This window comes from Massilia sp. Masssp94, from assembly GCF_059491305.1.
In genome coordinates, this window is sequence record NZ_CP168501.1 from 6633956 (window position 1) to 6656294 (window position 22339).

General features: G+C 66.7%; 19 protein-coding genes. 13 read left to right on the forward strand and 6 right to left on the reverse strand.

Annotation, left to right across the window (positions count from 1 at the left end):
* Positions 1–127 precede the first annotated feature (127 nt).
* Positions 128–1177, forward strand: a complete 1050-nt coding sequence (locus ACEN9G_RS29190; protein ID WP_413342370.1) for a glycoside hydrolase family 5 protein — start codon at positions 128–130, stop codon at positions 1175–1177.
* Between the two features lie 17 nt (positions 1178–1194).
* Here ACEN9G_RS29190 and ACEN9G_RS29195 read toward each other — a convergent pair whose 3' ends face one another.
* The 3 genes from ACEN9G_RS29195 to ACEN9G_RS29205 are packed head-to-tail and all read right to left on the reverse strand — an operon-like array spanning position 1195 to position 3595.
* A complete protein-coding gene (locus ACEN9G_RS29195) occupies positions 1195–1794 on the reverse strand; it encodes an XAC2610-related protein (RefSeq protein ID WP_483127395.1) in 600 nt (199 codons plus the stop codon).
* Positions 1795–1816: 22 nt separating this feature from the next.
* Positions 1817–3028 (reverse strand): MFS transporter, encoded by a 1212-nt coding sequence (locus ACEN9G_RS29200; RefSeq protein WP_483127396.1) that lies wholly within the window; start codon positions 3026–3028, stop codon positions 1817–1819.
* 45 nt (positions 3029–3073) lie between these two features.
* Positions 3074–3595, reverse strand: coding sequence for a TetR/AcrR family transcriptional regulator (locus ACEN9G_RS29205; RefSeq protein ID WP_483127397.1), 522 nt, complete (start codon positions 3593–3595; stop codon positions 3074–3076).
* Between the two features lie 149 nt (positions 3596–3744).
* Between ACEN9G_RS29205 and ACEN9G_RS29210 the strand changes: the two genes are divergently transcribed.
* Complete coding sequence (locus tag ACEN9G_RS29210) at positions 3745–4413, forward strand: hypothetical protein (protein WP_483127398.1); 669 nt, start codon at positions 3745–3747, stop codon at positions 4411–4413.
* Here the strand turns inward: ACEN9G_RS29210 and ACEN9G_RS29215 are convergent.
* Both ACEN9G_RS29215 and ACEN9G_RS29220 read right to left on the reverse strand, forming a co-directional pair.
* Positions 4403–6490, reverse strand: a complete 2088-nt coding sequence (locus ACEN9G_RS29215; RefSeq protein WP_483127399.1) for a 3-hydroxyacyl-CoA dehydrogenase NAD-binding domain-containing protein — start codon at positions 6488–6490, stop codon at positions 4403–4405. The genes ACEN9G_RS29210 and ACEN9G_RS29215 overlap by 11 nt on opposite strands.
* 63 nt (positions 6491–6553) lie before the next feature.
* A complete protein-coding gene (locus tag ACEN9G_RS29220) occupies positions 6554–8206 on the reverse strand; it encodes a 3-(methylthio)propionyl-CoA ligase (protein WP_413337823.1) in 1653 nt (550 codons plus the stop codon).
* 287 nt (positions 8207–8493) lie between these two features.
* Between ACEN9G_RS29220 and ACEN9G_RS29225 the strand changes: the two genes are divergently transcribed.
* The 10 genes from ACEN9G_RS29225 (at position 8494) to ACEN9G_RS29270 (ending at position 16367) form a co-directional block, all read left to right on the forward strand.
* Entirely contained in the window at positions 8494–9888 is a 1395-nt protein-coding gene (locus tag ACEN9G_RS29225) for a protein adenylyltransferase SelO (RefSeq protein WP_413337824.1), read from the forward strand.
* Between the two features lie 22 nt (positions 9889–9910).
* On the forward strand, positions 9911–10306 hold the full coding sequence (gene msrB / locus ACEN9G_RS29230; protein WP_413337825.1) for a peptide-methionine (R)-S-oxide reductase MsrB: 396 nt from the start codon (positions 9911–9913) through the stop codon (positions 10304–10306).
* An 18-nt stretch (positions 10307–10324) separates the two neighbouring features.
* Positions 10325–10978 (forward strand): septation protein A, encoded by a 654-nt coding sequence (locus tag ACEN9G_RS29235; protein WP_413337826.1) that lies wholly within the window; start codon positions 10325–10327, stop codon positions 10976–10978.
* Positions 10975–11250 (forward strand): BolA family protein, encoded by a 276-nt coding sequence (locus tag ACEN9G_RS29240; RefSeq protein WP_036229424.1) that lies wholly within the window; start codon positions 10975–10977, stop codon positions 11248–11250. Before ACEN9G_RS29235 ends, ACEN9G_RS29240 begins: the two co-directional genes overlap by 4 nt.
* A gap of 114 nt (positions 11251–11364) precedes the next feature.
* Complete coding sequence (locus ACEN9G_RS29245; RefSeq protein WP_413337827.1) at positions 11365–12156, forward strand: peptidylprolyl isomerase; 792 nt, start codon at positions 11365–11367, stop codon at positions 12154–12156.
* 100 nt (positions 12157–12256) lie between these two features.
* The gene (locus ACEN9G_RS29250; RefSeq protein WP_056129624.1) at positions 12257–13036 is read left to right on the forward strand and encodes a peptidylprolyl isomerase; all 780 of its coding nucleotides are present in this window, start codon (positions 12257–12259) and stop codon (positions 13034–13036) included.
* A gap of 84 nt (positions 13037–13120) precedes the next feature.
* On the forward strand, positions 13121–14413 hold the full coding sequence (locus tag ACEN9G_RS29255) for a GDSL-type esterase/lipase family protein (RefSeq protein WP_413337828.1): 1293 nt from the start codon (positions 13121–13123) through the stop codon (positions 14411–14413).
* A 14-nt stretch (positions 14414–14427) separates the two neighbouring features.
* Complete coding sequence (locus ACEN9G_RS29260) at positions 14428–15480, forward strand: hypothetical protein (RefSeq protein WP_413337829.1); 1053 nt, start codon at positions 14428–14430, stop codon at positions 15478–15480.
* A 64-nt stretch (positions 15481–15544) separates the two neighbouring features.
* Positions 15545–15904 carry a DUF1304 domain-containing protein gene (locus tag ACEN9G_RS29265; RefSeq protein WP_413337830.1) on the forward strand — a complete coding sequence of 120 codons (360 nt, stop codon included), beginning with the start codon at positions 15545–15547 and terminating at the stop codon, positions 15902–15904.
* Positions 15905–15920: 16 nt separating this feature from the next.
* Positions 15921–16367 carry a GNAT family N-acetyltransferase gene (locus tag ACEN9G_RS29270; protein WP_413337832.1) on the forward strand — a complete coding sequence of 149 codons (447 nt, stop codon included), beginning with the start codon at positions 15921–15923 and terminating at the stop codon, positions 16365–16367.
* A gap of 44 nt (positions 16368–16411) precedes the next feature.
* On the opposite strand, the gene purL is transcribed toward ACEN9G_RS29270, so the two are convergent.
* Positions 16412–20464: a phosphoribosylformylglycinamidine synthase gene (gene purL / locus ACEN9G_RS29275; protein WP_413337833.1), complete on the reverse strand. Its 4053-nt coding sequence runs from the start codon at positions 20462–20464 to the stop codon at positions 16412–16414.
* Between the two features lie 171 nt (positions 20465–20635).
* Here purL and ACEN9G_RS29280 point away from each other — a divergent pair, with 171 nt between their 5' ends.
* The gene (locus tag ACEN9G_RS29280; RefSeq protein ID WP_483127400.1) at positions 20636–22327 is read left to right on the forward strand and encodes a response regulator; all 1692 of its coding nucleotides are present in this window, start codon (positions 20636–20638) and stop codon (positions 22325–22327) included.
* Positions 22328–22339: the final 12 nt, after the last annotated feature.

Sequence of the window (22339 nt, forward strand, 5' to 3'; positions counted from 1 at the left end):
TTTTGAACAATTTCCCAAAACCGGGCTCTGACCCCGGTTTTTGGAAATGTCTCGTTGTCACATGCTTGGCAGGAGGACGAGATAGCGCTACCATCGACGAACACAACGATAACGATGGAGACTCTTCATGCTCAAGCTGCCGCGCCTCGCCGCCGCCGTCACGCTCACCCTCGTCGCGCACGCCGCGTTCGCCGACGATCCCGCCCCCAACCCGCCGCCGGCCACGTCGCAGTTCAAGGAGATTGCCGCGCACGACCAGGTCCGGCAACTGGGCCGCGGCGTCAACGTCATCGGCTACGATCCGTTCTGGCAGGACGGCGCCAGCGGCAATTACAAGGAGGAACACTTCGCGCAGATCAAGGCGGCCGGGTTCTCGACCGTGCGCGTCGTGCTGTTCGCGTTCCGCGCCCTCGACGCGCGGAACCGCCTCGATCCGAAATGGCTGAACCGCCTCGACTGGGTCGTCGCGACGGCCACGAAGCACGGCCTCAACGTGATCGTCGACGAACACGATTTCGACGACTGCTCGAAGGATGTCGCCGCCTGCATGCCGAAGCTGAAGGCCGTCTGGAGCCAGCTGGCGGAGCGCTACCGCAATGAGCCGAACACGGTCGTCTTCGAACTGCTCAACGAGCCGCACGGCCAGTTCGACGCGGCCACGTGGAACGCCAGCTTCCCGCAGGTGCTGGCCATCATGCGCAAGACGAACCCCACGCGCAACGTCATCATCGGCGGCGTGCGCTGGAACAGCCGCGACACGCTGAAGGACCTGGCGCTGCCGGCCGCCGACAAACACCTCATCGCCACGTTCCACTACTACGACCCGTTCCCGTTCACGCACCAGGGCGCGTCGTGGGCCGACGAGCCGATCCGCTCCACGACGGGCATCCGCTTCGGCAAGCCGGCCGAGATCGCGCAGATCGACAAGGATTTCGCGGCCGTAAAAGCATGGAGCGATGCGAGCGGCCGCCCCGTCTTCCTCGGCGAATTCGGCGCCTACGACAAGGCCGCGATGGACGACCGCGTGCTGTGGACGTCGACCGTCGCGCGCACGGCCGAGAAATATGGCTTCGCGTGGGGCTACTGGCAGTTCTCCAGCGACTTCGTGCTGTACGACTTCAAGAAGAACGAGTTCGTGAAGCCGATCCTGAAGGCGCTCGTGCCGGAGACGCGCTAGCCGCGCAGCGGGCGGCCTCAGAAGCGCTTCGTGCAATGCCTGCGCACGCGTTTCCGGCCGCCCGCATACGTCGTGTCGATGTGCTCGTAACACGAGAACTCACCGGTTTCCCGGTCGTACAGCGGCCGCACGCTGTACTCGCTCGTCTTGACGAGCCGTCCCTTGCGCCAGCAATAGCGCTCGCCGCCGACATCTTCCGCCCCGCCTTTCCAGTCGCCCGTCACGCAGTTCGGATCGCGGCCGTCGACGCCGATGTTGCCGATCGCGGACAGCGCCTCGTCGAACAGGAAGCGTCCGCGCACGCGATCGTAGAGGTACACGGTGCTGCTGGTATTGCCGATCGGTGCGACGTCGCTCGTCACGACGAGGTCCGGGCAGCCGTCGTTGTTCAGGTCCTGCGCGAACAACCCGCCGTCGTCGCCGTAGTGGTTCGTCACGCCGTCGAGCACCTGCACAGTCCGTGCCGAGCGCACGTCGACGACGCGCACGGTGCCCGCGGACGGCGCATCCGCGTCCTTGGGCACCCAGCGGAACGCGACCTGCGCGCCGCATCCCCGACCCGCCGCCAGCGCTGCGACCGGAACAAGACAGACCAGCAAAAGAACCGCTTTTTTCATGCATGCCTCCATCGTGGATCGTTCACGCGGCCGGCGGCAGCTCGGCCATCGCGCCGCTCCCCCACGCCCGCATCCGGTTCGCCGCCCACGCCGTCAGGATCGCGCCCGTCAGCAGCACGAGCCGCGTATCCACGAGCGTCAGCACGGCGCCCGCCGCCGCCATCAGGATGTTCGCGAGGCAGAACGTCGTCGACAGCAGCCCCATGACGGCGCCCTGCCCGTGGCCGCCGCCGAACCGGTCCGCGGCCCACGCCTGCACGACCGCGTTGTAGAACGCATGCGGCAACCCGAACGCCATGATGCCGATGAGACCCACCCACAGATGGCCCACGCCGAGCGAGCCGATGGCCAGCGCCACGCACGCGGCCAGCCACGCGGCGCGGCGCATCGGCTCCGTGCGGCTGGCGCGGCCGGCGAACAGGGCGGAACACGTCATCAGGCCGCACATGCCGACGTTGACGAGCGCGATCGCGCGCGTATCGTAATGGCCCACCTCGACGAGCCACAGCGGATAGAACTCGTAGAACGCCGTCACGCCGCACGTGTACGCGAGCTGCACGCCGAACAGCGCGCGCAGGCCGTCGTGGCGCAGCAGGTTGAACGCGTGGCGTTCGCGCGCCACGCTCCACCACGACGGCCCGGCCGCGCGCGGCTTGCGTTCCAGCGCGGCGCCGACGAGCGCCGCGCCCAGCAGCAGAGCGCCCGCGGCGATGTAGAACGGCACCGTGAGGCCCCACGCGATCGTGAACCCGGCCAGCAGCGGCCCGACCAGCCAGCCCAGGTGCAGCGCACCGTTCAGCCACGACAGCGCGTGATTGCGCAGCGGGCCTTGCAGCCGGTCCGCGAGCATCGCGCGCACGATCGCGCTGTGACCCTCCAGCAGGCCGGTGCCGAAGCGGGCGACGAGGAACAGCGGATACGAGCGGCGCGCCAGCGCCCACGCCGTCAGCACGTGGCCGATGGCGGCGCCGACGGCCGTCACCAGCAGCAGCGGCCGGCGGCCGTAGCGGTCCGACAGCGACCCGAGCACGGCGGTGCCCAGCAGCAGGCCGATCGGGTTGACCATCAGCGCCAGCGCGAACAGCAGCTTGGGCGGCAGGCCGAGGAAGTGCGTCAGGCTGTCCGGCGCGCCGTTTACGAACAGCGGCGGCAGGATGGGATAAGGGAGCGACGCGCCGGTCGTGGACAACAGTCCGAGCAGGCAGGCGGTCGCGATCAGGAGGGCGTTCTTCATGGCGGACAGCCTAGCACGGCGCGCACCCCGACCGCATCAGGGACATTACCCAGGCGCGGCCGCGGCGACGGACAACCGCGCGAGCTCCTCGGCGAGCACCGCCGCCGGCACGCCGCCGCCCTGCATCCACAGTGCGAGCGCCGCGAACTGGCCTTCCGCGCACGCGAGCGCGCGCACATCCGCGCGCGGCCCCACCACACCGCGGCCACGCAACCTCGGCACGATGCGCGCCGCCAGCAGGCGCGCGATGCGCGAGCGCAGCGGCTGTTCCAGCAGCACGCGCACGGCGCCCGACCGTTCGCGCACATGTTCGATCAGCGCCAGCAGCGCCGCCGGATCGGGCGGATCGGCCGCCAGCACGCGCAGCGGCCAGTCCATCGACGCGGCCAGCAGGTCGTCCTTGGTACGGAAATGTTCGTACAAGGTGGAGCGGCCCAGGTCCGCGCGCTCGGCCACCGCCGTCATCGCGACGGCGTCATAGCCCTCGGCCATCAGCAGTTCGATGAACGCCCCGACGGCCGCCTTGCGCGTGCGCTGCCGGCGCCGGTCCTGCACGACTTCTTCCATCGCATCTCCATGAGCGGACATAAGTGGACGAAAGTGGACGAAAACGGACATCCAAGCGGTTTTGTCCGCTAACGGACGGCACGGCCGCACCATCCGCCAACGCGACGCCCGCCGCTGGTCCAATATGGTTTTCCATCGAAAGGACCGCCATGATAGCAGCCGACAGCACGCCCCGTTCCATCCCGCCCGCCGCCTGGGCCCTCGCCGTCGCGGGTGCCGCGATGGTCGCCCTCCTCTTCCATCATCCGGTCGTCGCACACGGCACGGGCCACGCCGGCACGCTGGCCGCGCTCGTGCGCCTGGGCGACGGCGCCGCACGCGTGCACGGCGCGCTGTTCGTCGTCTGCGGCTTCCTGCTGTACGGTGTGATCGCGCTGGCGCTGACGCTCGGCCCGCGCCGTCCCGTCATCGCGTTCGGCGTCGCCTGCCATGCGCTGGGCTGCGCGGCCGTCGGCGGCGCGATGCTGGGCGACGGCTTCGTCACGTCCAGGCTCGCCGGGGTCGCGATCGAGCAGGGCTGGCCGCACGACGCCACGGCCGCGGCGTTCTCGCTGATCGCCATCGCGATCCAGGTGCTGACCAAGGCGGGCCTGATCGGCATGGGCGTAGGCATGTGCTGCCTGTCGTGGGCAAGCCCGCGCGCAGCAGACGGCAAATGCAGGCTGCTGGCCGTGCTGGCGCTGCCGGCGGGCCTGGGCACGGCGCTCGCGGCCGCGAGCGGCCTGCACATGCACCCGCATTCGCTGATGCTGCTGACGGGCGTGCAGGCGCTGTGGTACGCGGGCGCCGCGTTGACGTTGTGGCGGGTCAGCCGTTGAAGGTCTTGCCCTCGGCCGCCAGGCGGACGAGCAGCGGCGCCGGCGTCCACGCCTCGCCGTGGTAGCCGCGGGCGTACTTCTCGACGGCCGCCAGCACGGCCGGCAGGCCGACGGTGTCCGCATGGAACATCGGGCCGCCGCGGAACAGCGGGAAGCCGTAGCCGGACAAATACACCATGTCGACGTCCGATGCCCTGAGGGCGATGCCCTCGTCCAGGATCCGCGCGCCCTCGTTGACCAGCGCGTAGACGAGGCGCTCGACGATCTCCTCGTCGGAGATGGCGCGGCGCTCGATGCCCAGGTCCTGCGAATGCCGCACGATCATGTCGTCGACCCACGGCGACGGGCGCGGCGTGCGGTCACCGGCCTGGTAGTCGTACCAGCCGGCGCCCGTCTTCTGGCCGAATCGGCCCTGTTCGCACAGCAGGTCGGCCGTCTTCGAATACTTCACGTCCGGCGACTCGACGGCGCGGCGCTTGCGGATGTACCAGCCGACGTCGTTGCCGGCCAGGTCGCCCATGCGGAACGGGCCCATGGCGAAGCCGAAGGTCTCGATGGCCGCGTCGACCTGCTGCGGCAGCGCGCCTTCGTCCAGCAGGAAGCCGGCCTGGCGGATGTACTGCTCCACCATGCGGTTGCCGATGAAGCCGTCGCACACGCCGGCGACGACGCCCGTCTTCCTGATTTTCTTCGCCAGCGCCAGCGCGGTCGCCAGCACGTCCTTGCCGGTCGCCGCGCCGCGCACGATTTCCAGCAGCCTCATCACGTTGGCGGGGCTGAAGAAGTGCAGCCCGATGACGTCCTGCGGGCGTGCCGTGAACGCGGCGATGCGGTTCAGGTCCAGGGTCGACGTATTCGACGCGAGGATGGCGCCCGGCTTCATCGTGGCGTCGAGCTGGCGGAACACGGACGCCTTCACGTCCATGTCCTCGAACACGGCTTCGATGACGATATCGGCCTGGGCGATGTCGGCGTAATCCAGTGTGCCGCGGATGAGCCCCACGCGCTGCGCGGCCTTGTCCGCCGCCAGCTTGCCCTTCCTGACCGTGTTCTCGTAATTCTTGCGGATGGTGGCGAGACCCTTGTCGAGCGCATCCTGCTTCGTCTCGAGGATCGTCACGGGGATGCCGGCGTTGGCGAAGTTCATCGCGATGCCGCCGCCCATCGTGCCCGCGCCGACGACGGCCGCGCTGCGGATCTCGCGGACGGGCGTGTCGGCCGGGACATCCGGCACCTTGCTCGCGGCGCGCTCGGCGAAGAACGCATGGCGCAACGCCTTCGATTCCGTCGTCTGCGTGAGGTGGATGAAGCGCTCGCGCTCGAATGCCAGGCCCTCTTCGAACGGCTTTTCGACGGATGCCGCGACGGTCTCCACGCATTCGACGGGCGCCGGGAACGGCCCCGCCTCGGCTTTTACGCGCGCCCGCGCGGCGGCCAGGAAGCCCGCGGCATCGGGGTGGTCGACCTGGCGCTCGCGCACCTTCGGCAGCGGCCGCACGCCGGCGACGCGGCGCGCGAACGCGATCGCGCCCGCAACGAGGTCGGACCCGGCCGGCAGCAGTTCGTCGAACAGCAAGCTGCCAGCCAGCTTTTCGGACAGCACCGGCGTGCCCGTCACGATCATGTTCAGCGCGGCCTCCAGGCCCAGCACGCGCGGCAGGCGCTGCGTGCCGCCGGCGCCCGGCAGCAGCCCCAGCTTCACTTCCGGCAGCGCGATCTGCGCACCCGGCAGCGCCACGCGGTAGTTGGCGCCCAGCGCCAGTTCCAGGCCGCCGCCCATGCACACGGTGTGGATCGCGGCGACGACAGGCTTCGCCGAATTCTCGACCGTGCGGATCAGGGTGTGCAGAGTCGGTTCCGTGAGCGCCTTCGGCGAGTTGAATTCGCGGATGTCGGCACCGCCCGAAAACGCCTTGCCCGCGCCCGTGATGACGATGGCCTTCACGGCCGGATCCTGCGCGGCGCGATTCAGGCCTTCGACGGCGGCGGTACGCGTCGCCAGGCCGAGGCCATTGACGGGCGGGTTGTTCAGCGTGATGACGGCGACGTCATCGATGACCTGGTAGTCGGCGCTCATGGGTCTCCTTGCGTGGGTGTGATTGTCGGTGGCGACAATATAACCGCTAAAAGAACGGTCGTGTTATTTTTGATCCGTGCCGGGCAGGCGATAGTCCCGGAACTGTTCGCGCAAGCGGTTCTTCTGGATCTTGCCGGTCGCCCCGGTCGGCAGAGAGTCCACGAACAGCACGTCGTCCGGCATCCAGAACTTCGCGACCTTCCCGTCGAAGAACCGCAGCAGCTCCTCGCGCGTCACCTCGGCTTCCGGCCGCCGCACGACGACGAGCACGGGCCGCTCGTCCCATTTCGGATGCCGCACGCCGATGCAGGCGGCCTGCAGCACGCCCGGGTGCGCCATCGCGATGTTCTCGAGGTCGATCGATCCGATCCACTCGCCGCCGGACTTGATGACGTCCTTGCTGCGGTCCGTGATCTGCATGTAGCCGTCCGCGTCGATGGTCGCCACGTCGCCGGTCGGGAACCAGCCGTCCTGCAGCACGTCGCCGCCCTCGTCGCGGAAGTACCGCGAGATGATCCACGGCCCCTTGACGAGCAGGTGGCCGAACGTAAGTCCGTCCCACGGCAGCTCATTGCCGTCGTCGTCGACGATCTTCATGTCCACGCCGAAGATGGCGTGGCCCTGCTTGCGCAGCACGGCGCGCTGCCCGGCGACGGGCAGGTCGCGGTGCCGCGCCAGCAGGCCGCAGGTCGTGCCGAGCGGCGACATCTCCGTCATGCCCCAGGCGTGGATGACCTCGATGCCGAAGCGGTCGATCAGCGTGTCCATCAGCGCGGGTGGGCACGCGGCGCCGCCGATGACCGTGCGGCGGAACGTCGAGAACGTGAGCCCGCTCTGCAGCGCGTAATTGATCAGGCCGAGCCAGACCGTCGGTACGCCCGCCGAGAACGTGACGCCCTCGGCCTCGAACAGGTCGTACAGCGATTTGCCGTCGAGCGCCGCGCCGGGCAGCACCAGCTTGGCGCCGGACAGCAGCACGGAATACGGCAGGCCCCACGCGTTCACGTGGAACATGGGCACGACGGGCAGCACGACGTCGCGCCCGGCCACGTTCAGCGCGTTGGGCAGCGCGGACGCGTACGCGTGCAGCACCGTCGACCGATGCGAATACAGCGCCCCCTTCGGATTGCCCGTCGTGCCGGACGTGTAGCACAGCGACGCGGCCGCGCGCTCGTCGAGTTCGGGCCAGTCATAATCTTCCGACGCCGCGGCGAGCAGGTCTTCGTAGCACAGCAGGTTCGGCATGCTGCCGTCCGAAGGCAGGTGCGCCCGGTCGCTCATCAGCACGAACGCCTTCACGGTCGGGCACAGCGGCGCGATCGCCGCCACCAGCGGCAAGAACGTCAGGTCGAAGAACAGCAGCTGGTCGTCGGCGTGGTTGACGATGTACGCGATCTGCTCGGGATGCAGGCGCGGATTGATCGTGTGCAGCACGGCGCCCGAGCCGGACACGCCGTAATACAGTTCCAGGTGCCGGTAGCCGTTCCACGCCAGCGTGCCGACGCGCTCGCCCATCGCGATGCCCTGCGCCTGCAGGACGTTCGCCACGCGCCGCGCCCGCGCTGCGCACTCGCGCACGCTGTAGCGGTGCATGTCGCCCTCGACCCGGCGCGAGACGATCTCGCTGCCGCCGTAATGCCGTGCGGCGAACTGGATGATGCTGGAGATTAACAGGGGCTGGTCCATCATCCGGCCCATCAACGGAACAGGAGTCATCGGTCTCTCTGGGTTGCTTGTGGGAAGCCGAGTTTCGAACGCTCGTACGGAAAACGTCAACGGAATTCGATGCTGCACTGCACCAGCCCGACATTACCAAACGGTTACGGAATGTAACCCGAATAGGCCGCGCACGTCTTGCGCCCATAGAATCCGCGCGTGTGCGGTAAAATCCGCGCACGAAGAACCAATCAACCCGAGGAAGCGTTATCAGCACCCGCACCGCCGACGATCTGCCATTCGACAATTCCTTTGCCGAACTGCCGCCCGCGTTTTATACGCGCCTGATGCCGACGCCCCTGCCCGCGCCCTACTTTGTCGCGGCCAGCGCGCCGGCTGCGCGGCTTGTCGGGCTCGACGCCGCCGACCTCGCGCGCGAGGATGTCGTCGCCGTCTTCACGGGCAACCACGTCCCGCCCCGCTCGCAGCCGCTGGCCGCCGTCTATTCCGGCCACCAGTTCGGCCACTGGGCCGGCCAGCTGGGCGACGGCCGCGCGATCCTGCTGGGCGACATCGACGGCCCCGAGGGCCGCATGGAACTCCAGCTGAAGGGCGCCGGCATGACCCCGTACTCGCGCATGGGCGACGGCCGCGCCGTGCTGCGCTCGTCGATCCGCGAGTTCCTGTGTTCCGAGGCGATGGCCGCCCTCGGCATCCCGACGACGCGCGCGCTGATGGTGACGGGTTCGAACCAGAGCGTGATCCGCGAATCGATGGAGACGGCCGCCGTCGTCACCCGCATGGCGCCGTCGTTCGTGCGCTTCGGCTCCTTCGAGCACTGGCGCTACCGCGACAAGCCGGAAGAACTGCGCACCCTGGCGGACTACGTCATCAAGACGTTCTATCCGGACCTGGCCGGCGCCCCCAATCCCTGTCTCGCCCTGCTCGAGGAAGTCACGCGCCGCACGGCGCGCATGATCGCGCACTGGCAATCCGTCGGCTTCATGCACGGCGTGATGAACACGGACAATATGTCGATCCTGGGCCTCACGCTGGACTATGGCCCGTTCGGCTTCATGGAAGCGTTCGACGTCGACCACATCTGCAACCACACGGACCAGGGCGGCCGCTATTCGTACGCGAACCAGGTGCCCGTCGGCCACTGGAACTGCTATGCGCTGGCGAACGCGCTGCTGCCGCTGATCGAGGACCAGGAAGCGGCGCAGGCGGCGCTTGACGTGTATGTCGACGCCTACGGCGAAAAGTTCGATGAACTGCTGCGCGCCAAGCTCGGGCTCAAGTCGACGCAAGAGAACGACCGCGCGCTGGCCGACGACATGTTCAAGGTCATGCAGGCGAACCACGTCGACTTCACACTGTTCTTCCGCCGCCTGGGCGACCTGCGCCTGGAAGAACCCGAAACGGATGCGCCGCTGCGCGACCTGTTCCTCGACCGCCCCGCGTTCGACGCGTGGGCCGTCGCCTACCGCGCGCGGCTGCGCCAGGAAATGAGTGTCGATGCGGCGCGCCGGGTTGCGATGCACGCCGTCAACCCCAAATATATACTGCGCAACTACCTGGCCCAGGTGGCCATCGAAAAGGCGCAGAATGGCGACTTTGAAGAAGTGCGCAGGCTGCTCGGCGTGCTCGAGCGTCCGTTCGACGACCAGCCGGAAAACGACGCCTATGCCGCACTGCCGCCGGACTGGGCATCTCATCTCGAAGTGAGCTGCTCTTCCTGAATACGATTTACAACGAGGGATCATGACCGACAAAGTGACAAAGACCGACGCCGAATGGCGCGCCCAGCTGGACCCGATGGAATACCAGGTCACCCGCCACGCGGCGACCGAGCGCGCGTTCACGGGCAAGTTCTGGGACCACCATGAGCACGGCATCTATCACTGCGTGTGCTGCGACACGCCGCTGTTCGAGTCGGACGCGAAGTTCGATTCCGGCTGCGGCTGGCCCAGCTATTTCAAGGCCCTCGATCCGGACAACGTGATCGAGAAGGTCGACCGCAGCCATGGCATGGTGCGCACGGAAATCATCTGCGCCGTCTGCGATGCCCACCTGGGCCACGTGTTCCCGGACGGCCCGCCGCCGACCGGCCTGCGCTATTGCATCAACTCGGCCGCGCTCCGCTTCGAGCCGATCTGAACCAGGGGCGACGTACCGATGAAATTCCTGTTCGACCTGTTCCCGGTCATCCTCTTCTTCCTCGTCTATAAAGTCGCGGACGGCCACCAGGACGCGGCGCACGCGCTCGTCCAGCAATACATGGGCGGCCTGATCGCCGGCGGCAGCGTCACGCCCGACCAGTCGCCGATCATCCTGGCCTCCGCGGTCGGCATCATCGCGACCATCCTGCAGATCCTGTACCTGCTGGCGCGCGGCCGCAAGGTGGACGGCATGCTGTGGCTGTCCCTCGGCGTCATCGTCGTGACGGGCGGCGCGACCATCTATTTCCACGATCCGGACTTCATCAAGTGGAAGCCGACGATCCTGTACTGGGCCTTCGCGCTGGCGCTGTTCGTCGCGCAGGTCGGCTTCCGCAACAACCTGATGCGCAAGGTGATGGAAGCGCAGATCCGCCTGCCGGATGCCGTGTGGGCCAAGGTCGGCTATGCATGGATGGGCTTCTTCGCCGCCATCGGCGTGCTGAACCTCGTGATGGCCTTCATCGTCTTCAAGGGCAACACGGGCGCGTGGGTGAATTTCAAGCTGTTCGGCATCACGGGCATCTTCTTCGCGTTCATCGTCATCCAGACGCTGATGCTGTCGAAGTACATCGAAGAACGCGAGCAGCCGCAGGGCAAGGGAGACGCATGATGGACGACCGCGTGGAACGCATCCGGCAGTCACTCGACGCCGCATTGAGCCCGTCCGTACTGGAGGTCGGCGACGATTCGCACCTGCACGCAGGGCATCCCGGCGCGGCCTCCGGCGGGGGGCATTACCGAGTGAAAATCGTTTCGGAACGCTTCGAGGGACTGAGACTGGTCATGCGACATCGACTGGTATATGATGCCGTGCAAGGTATGATGCACACCGACATACATGCCCTGGCGATTACCGCCGTCGCGCCCTCGGAGCAGTCGTGACGGCGTGTTTTTCGGAAGTCTTAAGTGAGATGTAAGTAAGTCGATCCAGAATCCGCTACGCACTACAAAAACTAATCAAATCCTCGTCCAAGCAACCCCCTCACAGGAAACAAAATGACTTTTAAGCCAGCACGGCTGCTGTTAGCCCTGATCGCTATCGCCGCATCGTTTGCGTACTCGCCTTCGTTCGCACAGAACCTCGCCGTGGTGAACGGCAAAGCCATTCCGTCGTCGCGCGCCGACGCGATCGTCAAGCAGGTCGTGGCGCAAGGCCAGGGCACCGACAGCCCGCAACTGCGCGACGCAATCAAGAAGGACCTGATCTCGCGCGAAGTGATGATGCAGGAAGCGATCAAGCAAGGGTACGACAAGAATCCTGAAGTCAAGGCGGCATTGGAGAACGCCCGCCAGACCATCGTGATCAACGCCCTCGCCCGCGACTACATCACGAAGCACCCGGTGTCCGACGCCGAAGTGAAGGCCGAGTACGACCGCTTCGCGAAGCAGACCGGCGACAAGGAATACCACGTGCGTCATATCCTGTTCGCGACCGAAGACGAAGCGAAGGCAGCCATCGCCAAGCTGAAAGGCGGCGCCAAATTCGAAGACCTGGCCAAGGGATCGAAAGACACCGGCACCGCCAACAACGGCGGCGACCTGGATTGGGCCAGCCCGTCGTCGTTCCCGCCGGAATTCGCAGCGGGCTTCACCAACCTGCAGAAAGGCGCGATCACCGACACCCCGGTCAAGACCCAGGTGGGCTACCACGTGATCAAGCTGGACGACGTCCGTCCGGCCAAGCTGCCGACGCTGGACGAAGTCAAGCCGCAGATTTCCGAAGCGCTGACCCAGCAGAAGCTGGCCGCGTTTCAAGAGGAAATGGTCAAGAAGGCAAAGGTACAGTAACATTGCAGCGCCGGCGGCTTCGGCCGCCGGTTTTCGTCGCCACGGCGACATTTCGTGTTGACCACCGGATCCACCACCGGTTTTAGATAGGATCGAATAAATGATTGTGAAGCCAGCCCGCCTGTTGTTAGCCATGACCGCGATGGTAGCCCTGCCGTCGTTCGCGCAGAACGTTGCGACCGTCAATGGCAAGCCCATCCCCGCGGCCAAGGTTGACCAGGTGGTCAAGCAGGTCGTCGCCCAGGGCAAGGCAACCGATTCCCCGCAACTGCGCGAGGCAATCAAGAAGGACCTGATCGGCCGCGAAGTCCTGATCCAGGAAGCCGACAAGCAAGGCGTCGGCACCCGTCCGGACGTCAAGAACGCAATCGACAACGCACGCCAGAGCATCATCATCAATGCGATGCTGGCCGATTACATCAAGAAAAACCCGGTCAAGGACGCCGACATCAAGGCCGAGTACGACAAGTACAAGGCACAGATGGGCGACAAGGAATACCACGCCCGTCACATCCTGGTCGGCACGGAAGACGAAGCCAAGCAGATCATCGCCAAGCTGAAGGGCGGCGCCAAGTTCGAAGACCTGGCCAAGCAGTCGAAAGACCCGGGCTCGGCAGCGAACGGCGGCGACCTGGACTGGGCAAGCCCGGCCTCGTTCGTGCCTGAGTTCTCGAAGGCCATGACCTCGCTGAACAAAGGCCAGATCACCGAGACCCCGGTCAAGACGCAATACGGCTACCACGTGATCAAGCTGGAAGACGTCCGCGCCGCCAAGATCCCGCCGCTGGAAGAAGTCAAGCAGCAGGTCGCGGAATCGCTGCAACAGCGCAAGCTGGCCGCATTCCGTGAAGAGCTGATGAAGAAGGCCAAGATCCAGTAATCAGGTCACGCCTGAAAAAAGCGCTCCTCGTGGGCGCTTTTTTTTGACCAATTTGTTCGACCATACAACAAACTCGAGACGCCCATGACATTCCGCCATTCCGCCGCCCTCATCCTGTCCGCCCTGGCCGCAAGCGCCGCGACAGCCGCGACCACCCTGCCCCTGTACGTCGGCCAGCCGCTGGCCGGCGCCAAGGTCATGTTCGGCGACTTCGACGTGCAAAAGCCGCTGGACGGCGATGCCGGCCGCATGGACGACGATCCGAAGCTGAAGAACGCCGTCGTCGAAGCCCGCCGCACCAGCAAGGATGCGGCCGCCGACGCGCTCGGCCTGACCTGGAAGGACGCGTGGTTCTCGACCGTGCGCGTGGAGAGCGCACCGCTCGACCTGCGCCCGTACCTGGCCAAGGGCACGGTCTCGTTCGACCTGAAGGTCAATGAACTGGCCAAGGGCGGCCTGAACTTCCGCATCGACTGCGGCAAGAATTGCGAGCGCAAGGTCACCGACGTGCTCCCCGCACGCGCGGCCGAGGGCAAGGGCTGGCAACACCTCAGCTATGCGCTGTCGTGCTTCTACCGCAAGGGCGACGACTTCAGCGCCGTGACGAAACCGTTCGCGCTGGACGGCACGGGCGCCGGCGACGTGGAGATCGCGAACATCCGCATCGACAAGGCGGGCAAGCCGAACCAGGCGTGCCCGGACTACCGCACGGTCAGCGTGACCCCGTCGCCGCTGAACGAATCGTGGTCGCTCGACTGGTGGATGCCGCGCCATGAAGAGAAACTGGCCGAGATCGCGCGCCGCAAGGCCGCCGGCGAGCGCACGGAACTCGTCTTCATCGGCGACTCCATCACGCACCACTGGGAAAAAGAGCAGCCTGAGCTCTTCAAGACGTTCTACGGCAAGTACAACGCGCTGGACCTGGGCTATGGCGGCGACCGCACGGAAAACGTCCTGTGGCGCCTGCAGCATGGCGAGATCGACGGCATCGACCCGAAGGTCGCCGTCCTGATGATCGGCACCAACAACACCGGCTTCCGCCAGGAAGCGCCGGAACTGATCCATGCTGGCATCAAGCGCGACATCGCGGAAATCCGCAAGCGCCTGCCGAAGGCGAAGATCCTGCTGCTGGCGATCTTCCCGCGCGGCGAGAAGCCGGACGACACCTTGCGCGTCCTGAACGAGAAGGTCAACGCGATGCTGCCTAAGCTGGCAGACAACAAGCACGTGTTCTTCCTGAACATGAACAAGGCGTTCCTGGGGCCGGACGGCACCCTGTCGAAAGACATCATGCCCGACCTGCTGCATCCGAACGCCGAAGGCTACAAGATCTGGCAGCGCGAGATGCAGCCGGAACTGGACAAGCTGATGCGCTGACACGTTCCGACCGCATGAACGATAGTCTTGCAGGGATGCTCGAGGCGGCGCAACGTCCCGTATCCCGGTCGCGCCGGCAATTCCTGCACGCCACGTGCGGGGCGGCAGCTGTCGGCGTGCTTGGCACGGCACGTGCGCTGTCCGCCTCGCCACGCCAGCGCGTCATCGTCGACAACGATTTTTCGGGCGACCCCGACGGCCTGTTTCAGCTGGCCCATCACCTGGCCTCGCCTTCCGTCGAGATTCCGTTCGTGATCGGGTCGCATATCCACGTCAACGACTTCCTCGACCCGACGGCGGCCCAGCCGGAGAATGCCGCCGCGAGGGCGCGCGAACTCTACGCAACGATGAAACCGGGTCCGCGGCCGCCCGTCGTCGCCGGGCGCAACGCGGCCCTGTCGGCCGACGCCATGCCGGAACTGAACGAGGCGGCGGGCCGGATCATCGGCGAGGCGCTGCGCACCGACACCGCGCTGCCCCTCTATTACGCCGCCGGCGCGGGCCTCACCGACCTGGCCGTGGCGTTGATGCATGAGCCGCGCATCGGCCGCAAACTGACGCTCGTCTGGATCGGCGGGATGGAGCATGCCGACCTGCTGCCTGGCGTGCCGCAGCGCCGCGACGCCGAATACAATCTCACGATCGACCTCGCGGCCGCGCGGTGGATATTCAACCGGTCGGACGTCGAGGTCTGGCAAGTGCCGCGCAACGTCTACCGCCAGCTCAACATCGGCTATGCGGAACTCGACGAGGGCCTGCGCCCCGCCGGAAAACTCGGCGCGTTCCTGATCCGGCAACTCGAGCGCGTATCACGGCGGATGGGCGCCAACTTCGGCGAAACCTATATCCTGGGTGACAGTCCCCTCGTCACGCTTACGGCGCTCCAATCCGCGTTCGATCCGGATACGTCGTCGAGCGACTACGTCGTACGGCCAACGCCCCGCCTCGCCGCGGACGGACACTACGAGGTCCACGCCGGCGGCCGCCCGATGCGGGTCTACAGGACCATCGATACACGGCTTACGTTCGCAGACATGTTCGCGAAGTTCGCCAGGAGCGGACTGTAGCCGGCGGCTGGACCTGCCGAAGATGTTACTCTACAGTACGTACATCTCGACAACCGGACCACCTATGTTACTCATCGCTACCATCCTGACCGCCATCGTCATCGCCATCCACGTCTACATCGTGCTGATCGAGACCATCCTGTTCCGCACGCGCGGCAGGAAGGTGTTCGGCATCAAGGAAGACCGGGTAGAGGCGCTCGCGCCGCTGATGTCGAACCAGGGGTGCTACAACGGTTTCCTGGTGGCGAGCCTGGCGGTGGGACTGCTGCACCCGAATCCGGCGATCGGGCGCGCGTTCGTCGTGTTCGGGCTCGTGTGCGTGGCCGTCGCGGGCGTGTGGGGTGCGGCGACGGTGTCGCGCCGCATCCTGTTCGTGCAGACCGTGCCGGCCGTGCTGGCGCTGGTCGCATGGCTGGCAGCCTGACGCGGAGCGTGCGCCGATGCTGAACTGGACTCAAGAAAACTACCTGGTCTCGACCGACGACAGCCTCCTGCAGCTCGACGTCATTCACCAGAACCTCTCCCGGACGACCTGGGCCGCGGGCATCGACGAGGCGACGGTACGCAACGCCGTCGCGCACAGCCTCAACTTCGGCCTGTACGACGGCGGCCGGCAGATCGGCTACGCCCGTTTCATCACCGACCATACGACGTTTGCCTACATGGCGGACGTGTTCGTCATCGACGACTATCGGGGCAAGGGACTGGGACGGTGGCTCGTCGAGTGCATGCTGGCCTACCCAGGCATCGAGCGCTATCGACGGCTGCTGCTGGCGACGACGAGCGCGCCCTGGCTGTACGAAAAGCTGGGGTTCACGACGCCCGACAACCCGAAGCTCTTCTGGCACATCAACCGGCCCGGCATCTACAAACAGCGGCCGGAATGAAAAAGCGCTGCCGGGGCAGCGCTTCTTTCATGGGACCGGCCGGATCAGCCCACCCACTTCCGCGCATTCTGGAACATGCGCGCCCACGGCGAATCCTCGCCCCAGCCATCCGGATGCCACGACATCGTGACGGTACGGGCCACGCGCTCGGCGTGCGGCATCATCACGGTGAAGCGGCCGTCCGGCGTCGTGACGGCCGTCAGGCCTTCCGGCGAGCCGTTCGGGTTGAACGGATACGCCTCGGTGGCGGCGCCGCGGTTGTCGATGTAGCGCAGCGCCTTCACGACCTGCGTGATGTCGCCGGTCTGCGAGAAGTCCGCGAAACCTTCGCCGTGCGCGATCGCCAGCGGGGCGTGCGTGCCTGCGAGGTCCTGGAAGAAGATCGACGGCGAATCCATCACCTCGACCATGCCGAAGCGCGCCTCGAACTGTTCCGACTTGTTGCGGGTGAACTTCGGCCACGCGTCGGCACCCGGGATGATCGATTTCAGGTTGCTCATCATCTGGCAGCCGTTGCAGACGCCGAGGCCGAACGTGTCGCCGCGGCCGAAGAATTGCGCGAACGCCGCCTTCAGTTCCGGGTTGAACAGGATCGTCTTGGCCCAGCCTTCGCCGGCGCCCAGCACGTCGCCGTACGAGAAGCCGCCCACGGCGATCAGGCCCTTGAAATCGTCCAGCTTCGCGCGGCCGGCGATCAGGTCGCTCATGTGCACGTCGACGGCCTTGAAGCCCGCCTGGTGCATCGCCCATGCCGTCTCGATGTGCGAGTTGACGCCCTGCTCGCGCAGGATCGCCACGGTCGGACGCGCACCGGTCGCAACGAATGCGCTCATATATGGCGCGGCGATGTTCACGGCAGGGTCGTGCACGAGCTTCGGGGTGAAGCCCGGATCCTGCTCGTCGAGCAGGCGCTCGTATTCCTGGTCCACGCACGCCGGGTTGTCGCGCAGGCGCGCGATGCGCCAGCTCGTCTCGCTCCACAGGCGGTGCAGTTCGCTGCGGCGCTTGTTGTAGATGACCTTCGTGTCGCGCGTGAATTCCACGACGCCGCGGTCGTTCACTTTACCGATGATGTGGCTGCAGGCGCCCAGGTCGAACGAGCGCAGCACGTTCATGACGTCCGACTTCTCGGCGGTCCTGACCTGCACGACGGCGCCCAGCTCTTCGTTGAACAGCGCGCGCAGCGTGAGGTCGTTGCGGCGCTCGCCCACCTGCGCCGCCCAGTTCTTGGCGTCGCCGTGGTCGGACGCGTGCTCGCCTTCCATCGTCAGGATGTCCAGGTTGACGGACACGCCGGCGCGGCCCGCGAAGGCCATCTCGCACAGCGTGGCGTACAGGCCGCCGTCCGAACGGTCGTGGTAGGCGAGCAGCTTGCCGTCGTTGTTCAGCTGCTGGATCGCGGCGAAGAACGCCTTCAGGTCGGCCGGGTTGTCGACGTCCGGCGCGTCGTTGCCCAGTTGTTGCGTCACCTGTGCCAGCGCCGAGGCGCCCAGGCGGTTCTTGCCGCGGCCCAGGTCGATGAGGATCAGCGACGTGTCGCCCAGGTCCGTGCGCAGTTGCGGCGTCAGGGTCTTGCGCACGTCGGTGACGGGCGCGAAGCTCGATACGATCAGCGATACCGGCGACACGACGGCCTTGTTCTCGCCATCCTCATTCCACGTCGTGCGCATCGACAGCGAGTCCTTGCCGACCGGGATCGAGACGCCCAGCGCCGGGCATAGCTCCATGCCGACGGCTTTCACGGTGTCGAACAGCGCGGCGTCCTGGCCCGGCTGGCCACAGGCGGCCATCCAGTTGGCGGACAGCTTGATGGCGGCGATGTCCGCGATCGGCGCCGCGGCGATGTTCGTGATCGCCTCGCCGACGGCCATGCGGCCCGACGCGGCCGCGTCGATGACGGCGACCGGCGTCCGCTCGCCCATCGCCATCGCCTCGCCCTTGTAGCCTTCGAAGCTCAAGGTCGTGACGGCGCAGTCGGCGACCGGCACCTGCCACGGACCGACCATCTGGTCGCGCACGCTCATGCCGCCGACGCTCCTGTCGCCGATGGTGATCAGGAACGATTTGTCGGCCACGGTCGGCAGCAGCAGCACGCGGCGCGCGACTTCTTCCAGGTCCAGGCCCGTCACGTCGACCGGCTTGAACTGCTCTTTCGCGTGCTCGACGTTGCGGTGCATCTTCGGCGGCTTGCCGAGCAGGACGTCCATCGGCATGTCGACCGGCGAAGTATTCGTGATCGGGTCGATCAGGCGCAGCTGGCGCTCTTCGGTGGCGACGCCCACCGCGGCGAACGGGCAGCGCTCGCGCTCGCAGATGGCGGCGAAACGCGGCAGGTCGTCCGGCGAAATCGCGAGCACGTAGCGTTCCTGCGACTCGTTGCTCCAGATTTCCTTCGGCGACATGCCGCTTTCTTCCAGCGGCACCTTGCGCAGGTCGAACGTGGCGCCGCGCCTGGCGTCGTTGGTGATCTCCGGGAACGCGTTCGAGATGCCGCCCGCGCCCACGTCGTGGATCGAGATGATCGGATTCCCGGCGCCCAGCTGCCAGCAGCTGTTGATGACTTCCTGCGCACGACGTTCCATCTCGGGGTTGCCGCGCTGGACCGAGTCGAAGTCCAGGTCGGCCGTGTTGGTGCCCGTCGCCATCGACGACGCGGCCGCGCCGGCCATGCCGATGCGCATGCCCGGACCGCCCAGCTGCAGCAGCAGGCTGCCGACCGGGATGTCGTTCTTGTGGGTGTGTTCGTCCGAGATGTTGCCGATGCCGCCCGCGATCATGATCGGCTTGTGGTAGCCGAACACGGTGTTGCCATTGATGGCGGTCGGGCCCACGTTCTGTTCGTAGACGCGGAAGTAGCCGCCGAGGTTAGGCCGGCCGAATTCGTTGTTGAAGGCGGCGCCGCCCAGCGGGCCGTCGACCATGATCTGCAGCGGCGACGCGATGCGTTCCGGCTTGCCGTAGACTTTATCGCTGCCAGCCTTGTCGGCCGAATTCACGTTGGCGGCGTTTTCCCACGGCTGCACGGCGTCCGGCAGGTACAGGTTCGATACGGTAAAACCGGTGAGGCCGGCCTTCGGCTTGGCGCCGCGGCCCGTTGCGCCCTCGTCGCGGATCTCGCCGCCGGCGCCCGTCGAGGCGCCCGGGAACGGGGAGATCGCGGTCGGATGGTTGTGGGTCTCGACCTTCATCAGCGTGTGCGTCAGCTGCGTGACCGGCGCGTATTCCTGGCTGCCGGCCTGCGGATAGAAGCGCAGCGCGTCCGCGCCTTCCATGATCGCCGAGTTGTCGCTGTACGCGACGATCGTGCCCTTCGGCTGCAGCTGGTGCGTATTCTTGATCATCTGGAACAGGGATTTGTCCTGTTTCGCGCCGTCGATGGTCCACTCGGCGTTGAAGATCTTGTGGCGGCAGTGCTCCGAGTTCGCCTGCGCGAACATCATCAGCTCGACGTCCGTCGGGTTGCGCTGGACGCGGGCAAACGCTTCGAATAAATAGTCGATCTCGTCCTCGGCCAAGGCGAGACCCATCGTGGCATTCGCTTCGACCAGCGCGTCGCGGCCGCGGCCCAATACGTCGATCTGGTCCAGCGGACGGCTTTCCAGGTCCGTGAACAGGGCCTGGGCCTGGTCGGCGCTGCGCAGCACCGTTTCCGTCATGCGGTCGTGCAGCAGCGCGGCGACGCCCTGGATGTCGTCTTCGGCCAGCTTCTTCGGCGCGCCGAAGCCCGTGCCGAGGATGCCGCTCTTCAGGACGATCTTGAACGCGACGCCGCGTTCGACGCGGTGGATGTGGGCCATGCCGCAGTTGTGGGCGATATCGGTCGCTTTCGACGCCCACGGCGAGATGGTGCCCAGGCGCGGGATCACGAAGAATTCCTCGGTGACGCCCTCGTACTGCGTTTCCGGCACGGGCTCCCCATAGGTGAGCATGGCCGTCAAGCGCTCGGTGTCCTCCGTGGACAGGGGGGCGCTTGCGTCGATGAAGTGGTAGTAGCGCGCCGACACGTCGGCAATCGTCGGGGCGACGGCTTGCAGTTGCGTGAGGAGGCGTTGGCTACGGAAAGCAGAGAGGGCGTTGGAACCCGGCAGAATCAACATGGCTTGGAAGTCGGTTGATGCAGCGTGGCTGCGGGTGAAAGAAGCCCGGTATTATACAGCGTTGCCCCCTTTCCCGTCTGGCATGAAGCCCGCACGGGAGGCAAAAAGTTGCCGACCTTGCAGCTTAGCGGTATCGTAGTGTCGAAAAAACCCTGACGGTTTCCGAGACGCATGCCAGAAAACAGCTCATCCAGCCCAGCCGGTACGCCGCAGAACGCGCAGCTCAACAATCAGTTGAATGCGCAACTGAGCGTGCTCATCGTCGACCCGAACCCGGCGCTCAGGGCGAACCTGCAGAACATGCTCAACCAGTCGGGCGTGACGCGCATCGAATCCGCCGTCAACGCGAGCACCGCGATCAAGGCGCTCGCCCGCAAGTCCTTCGACATCGTCCTGTGCGAGTACGACCTCAGTGGCGGAACGGCGAATGCCGAAGGCCAGGACGGCCAGCAGCTGCTGGAAGACCTGCGCCACCACCGCCTCATCCCGCCCTGGGCCATCTTCATCATGCTGACGGCCGAAGGCGCGTACGGCAAGGTGGTCAGCGCGGCCGAGCTCACGCCCACGGACTACATCCTGAAACCGTTCACGGCGCAGGCGCTGCACCAGCGCATCCAGAAAGCGGTCGCCCGCCGTGCCGCCCTGCTCCCCGTGTACCAGCTGATCGCGCAGGCGCGCCCGCGCGAAGCGATCGACGCCGCCATCGAATCGGCCCGGACGCGCCCGCACTACGCCCTCGATTTCGCGCGGCTGCGCGCGGAACTGCACGTGTCGCTGAAGGAGCACGAGCTCGCCGAAACCGTCTACCGCGACGTGCTGGCCGAAAAGCCGGCGGGCTGGGCACGGCTCGGGCTCGCGCGCGCCATCGCCGCCCAGGGCCGCACGATCGACGCGATCCCGCTGCTGGAACACATCGTGGCCGAGAACCCGCGCCTGATGGCCGCCTACGACCTGCTCGCGCGCTGCCAGCAGGAGCGCGGCGACGCTGCGCTCGCGAAGAAGACGCTGGAAGACGCCGTGACCATCTCGCCATACGTCGTGCGGCGCCTGCGCCGGCTGGGCGAGGTGGCGCTCGAAGCGGGCGACGCGGACGGCGCCGAAAAATCGTTCCGGCAAGTGGTGACGCGTTCCCGTTATTCCGAATTCCGCAACCCCGAAGACCACGTGAACCTCGTCCGGGCGCTCGTCGGCAAGGGCGATCCGGCCGGCGCGTCGACCGTGATCCGCGACCTCGAACGCTCCCTCCGGGGCACGCCCGCGGCCGATGCGTGCAAGGCGATCTCGGTGGCGCTGCTGCACGACCTGGCCGGCAATGGCGCGGCCGCCGTCAAGGAACTCAAGCTCGCGGTGGACGCCGTACGCGCGGGTGGCGCGCTGTCGCCCAATATGCGCGTCGGCCTCGCGCAAACGTGCCTCGCGCACCGCATGGACGACGAGGCGTCGGAAGTGATGCTCGGCGCGCTGAACGGCGGCGACGACGCGCTGTCCGCGCAGCAGGCGCTGAACGTGTTCGTGCGCGCGGGCCGGCCCGACCTCGCGGACGGCATGGGCAAGCAGTTGCGCGCCCAGGCCCAGATCCTGCTGGGCGTCGCGGACGAGAAGCGCAACATGGGCGACGTGCGCGGCGCCGTGCAAACCCTGCTGGAAGCGCTGCACATGGCGCCGAACAACCTGCAGGTCATGATCGCGGTCGTCGGCGGCGTCCTCCGCCAGATCATGGAGATGGGCTGGGACCACCCGCTGGCCGCGCTGTCGGAAGAACAGCTGGAGCATATCCGCGCGCTCGATCCCGCGCATCCGCGGCTCGCGGCGCTGGATGCGGAGATGGAAGCGGCGAAACGGAAGTACGGTATCGCGAACTGAGCTCGACCTGAC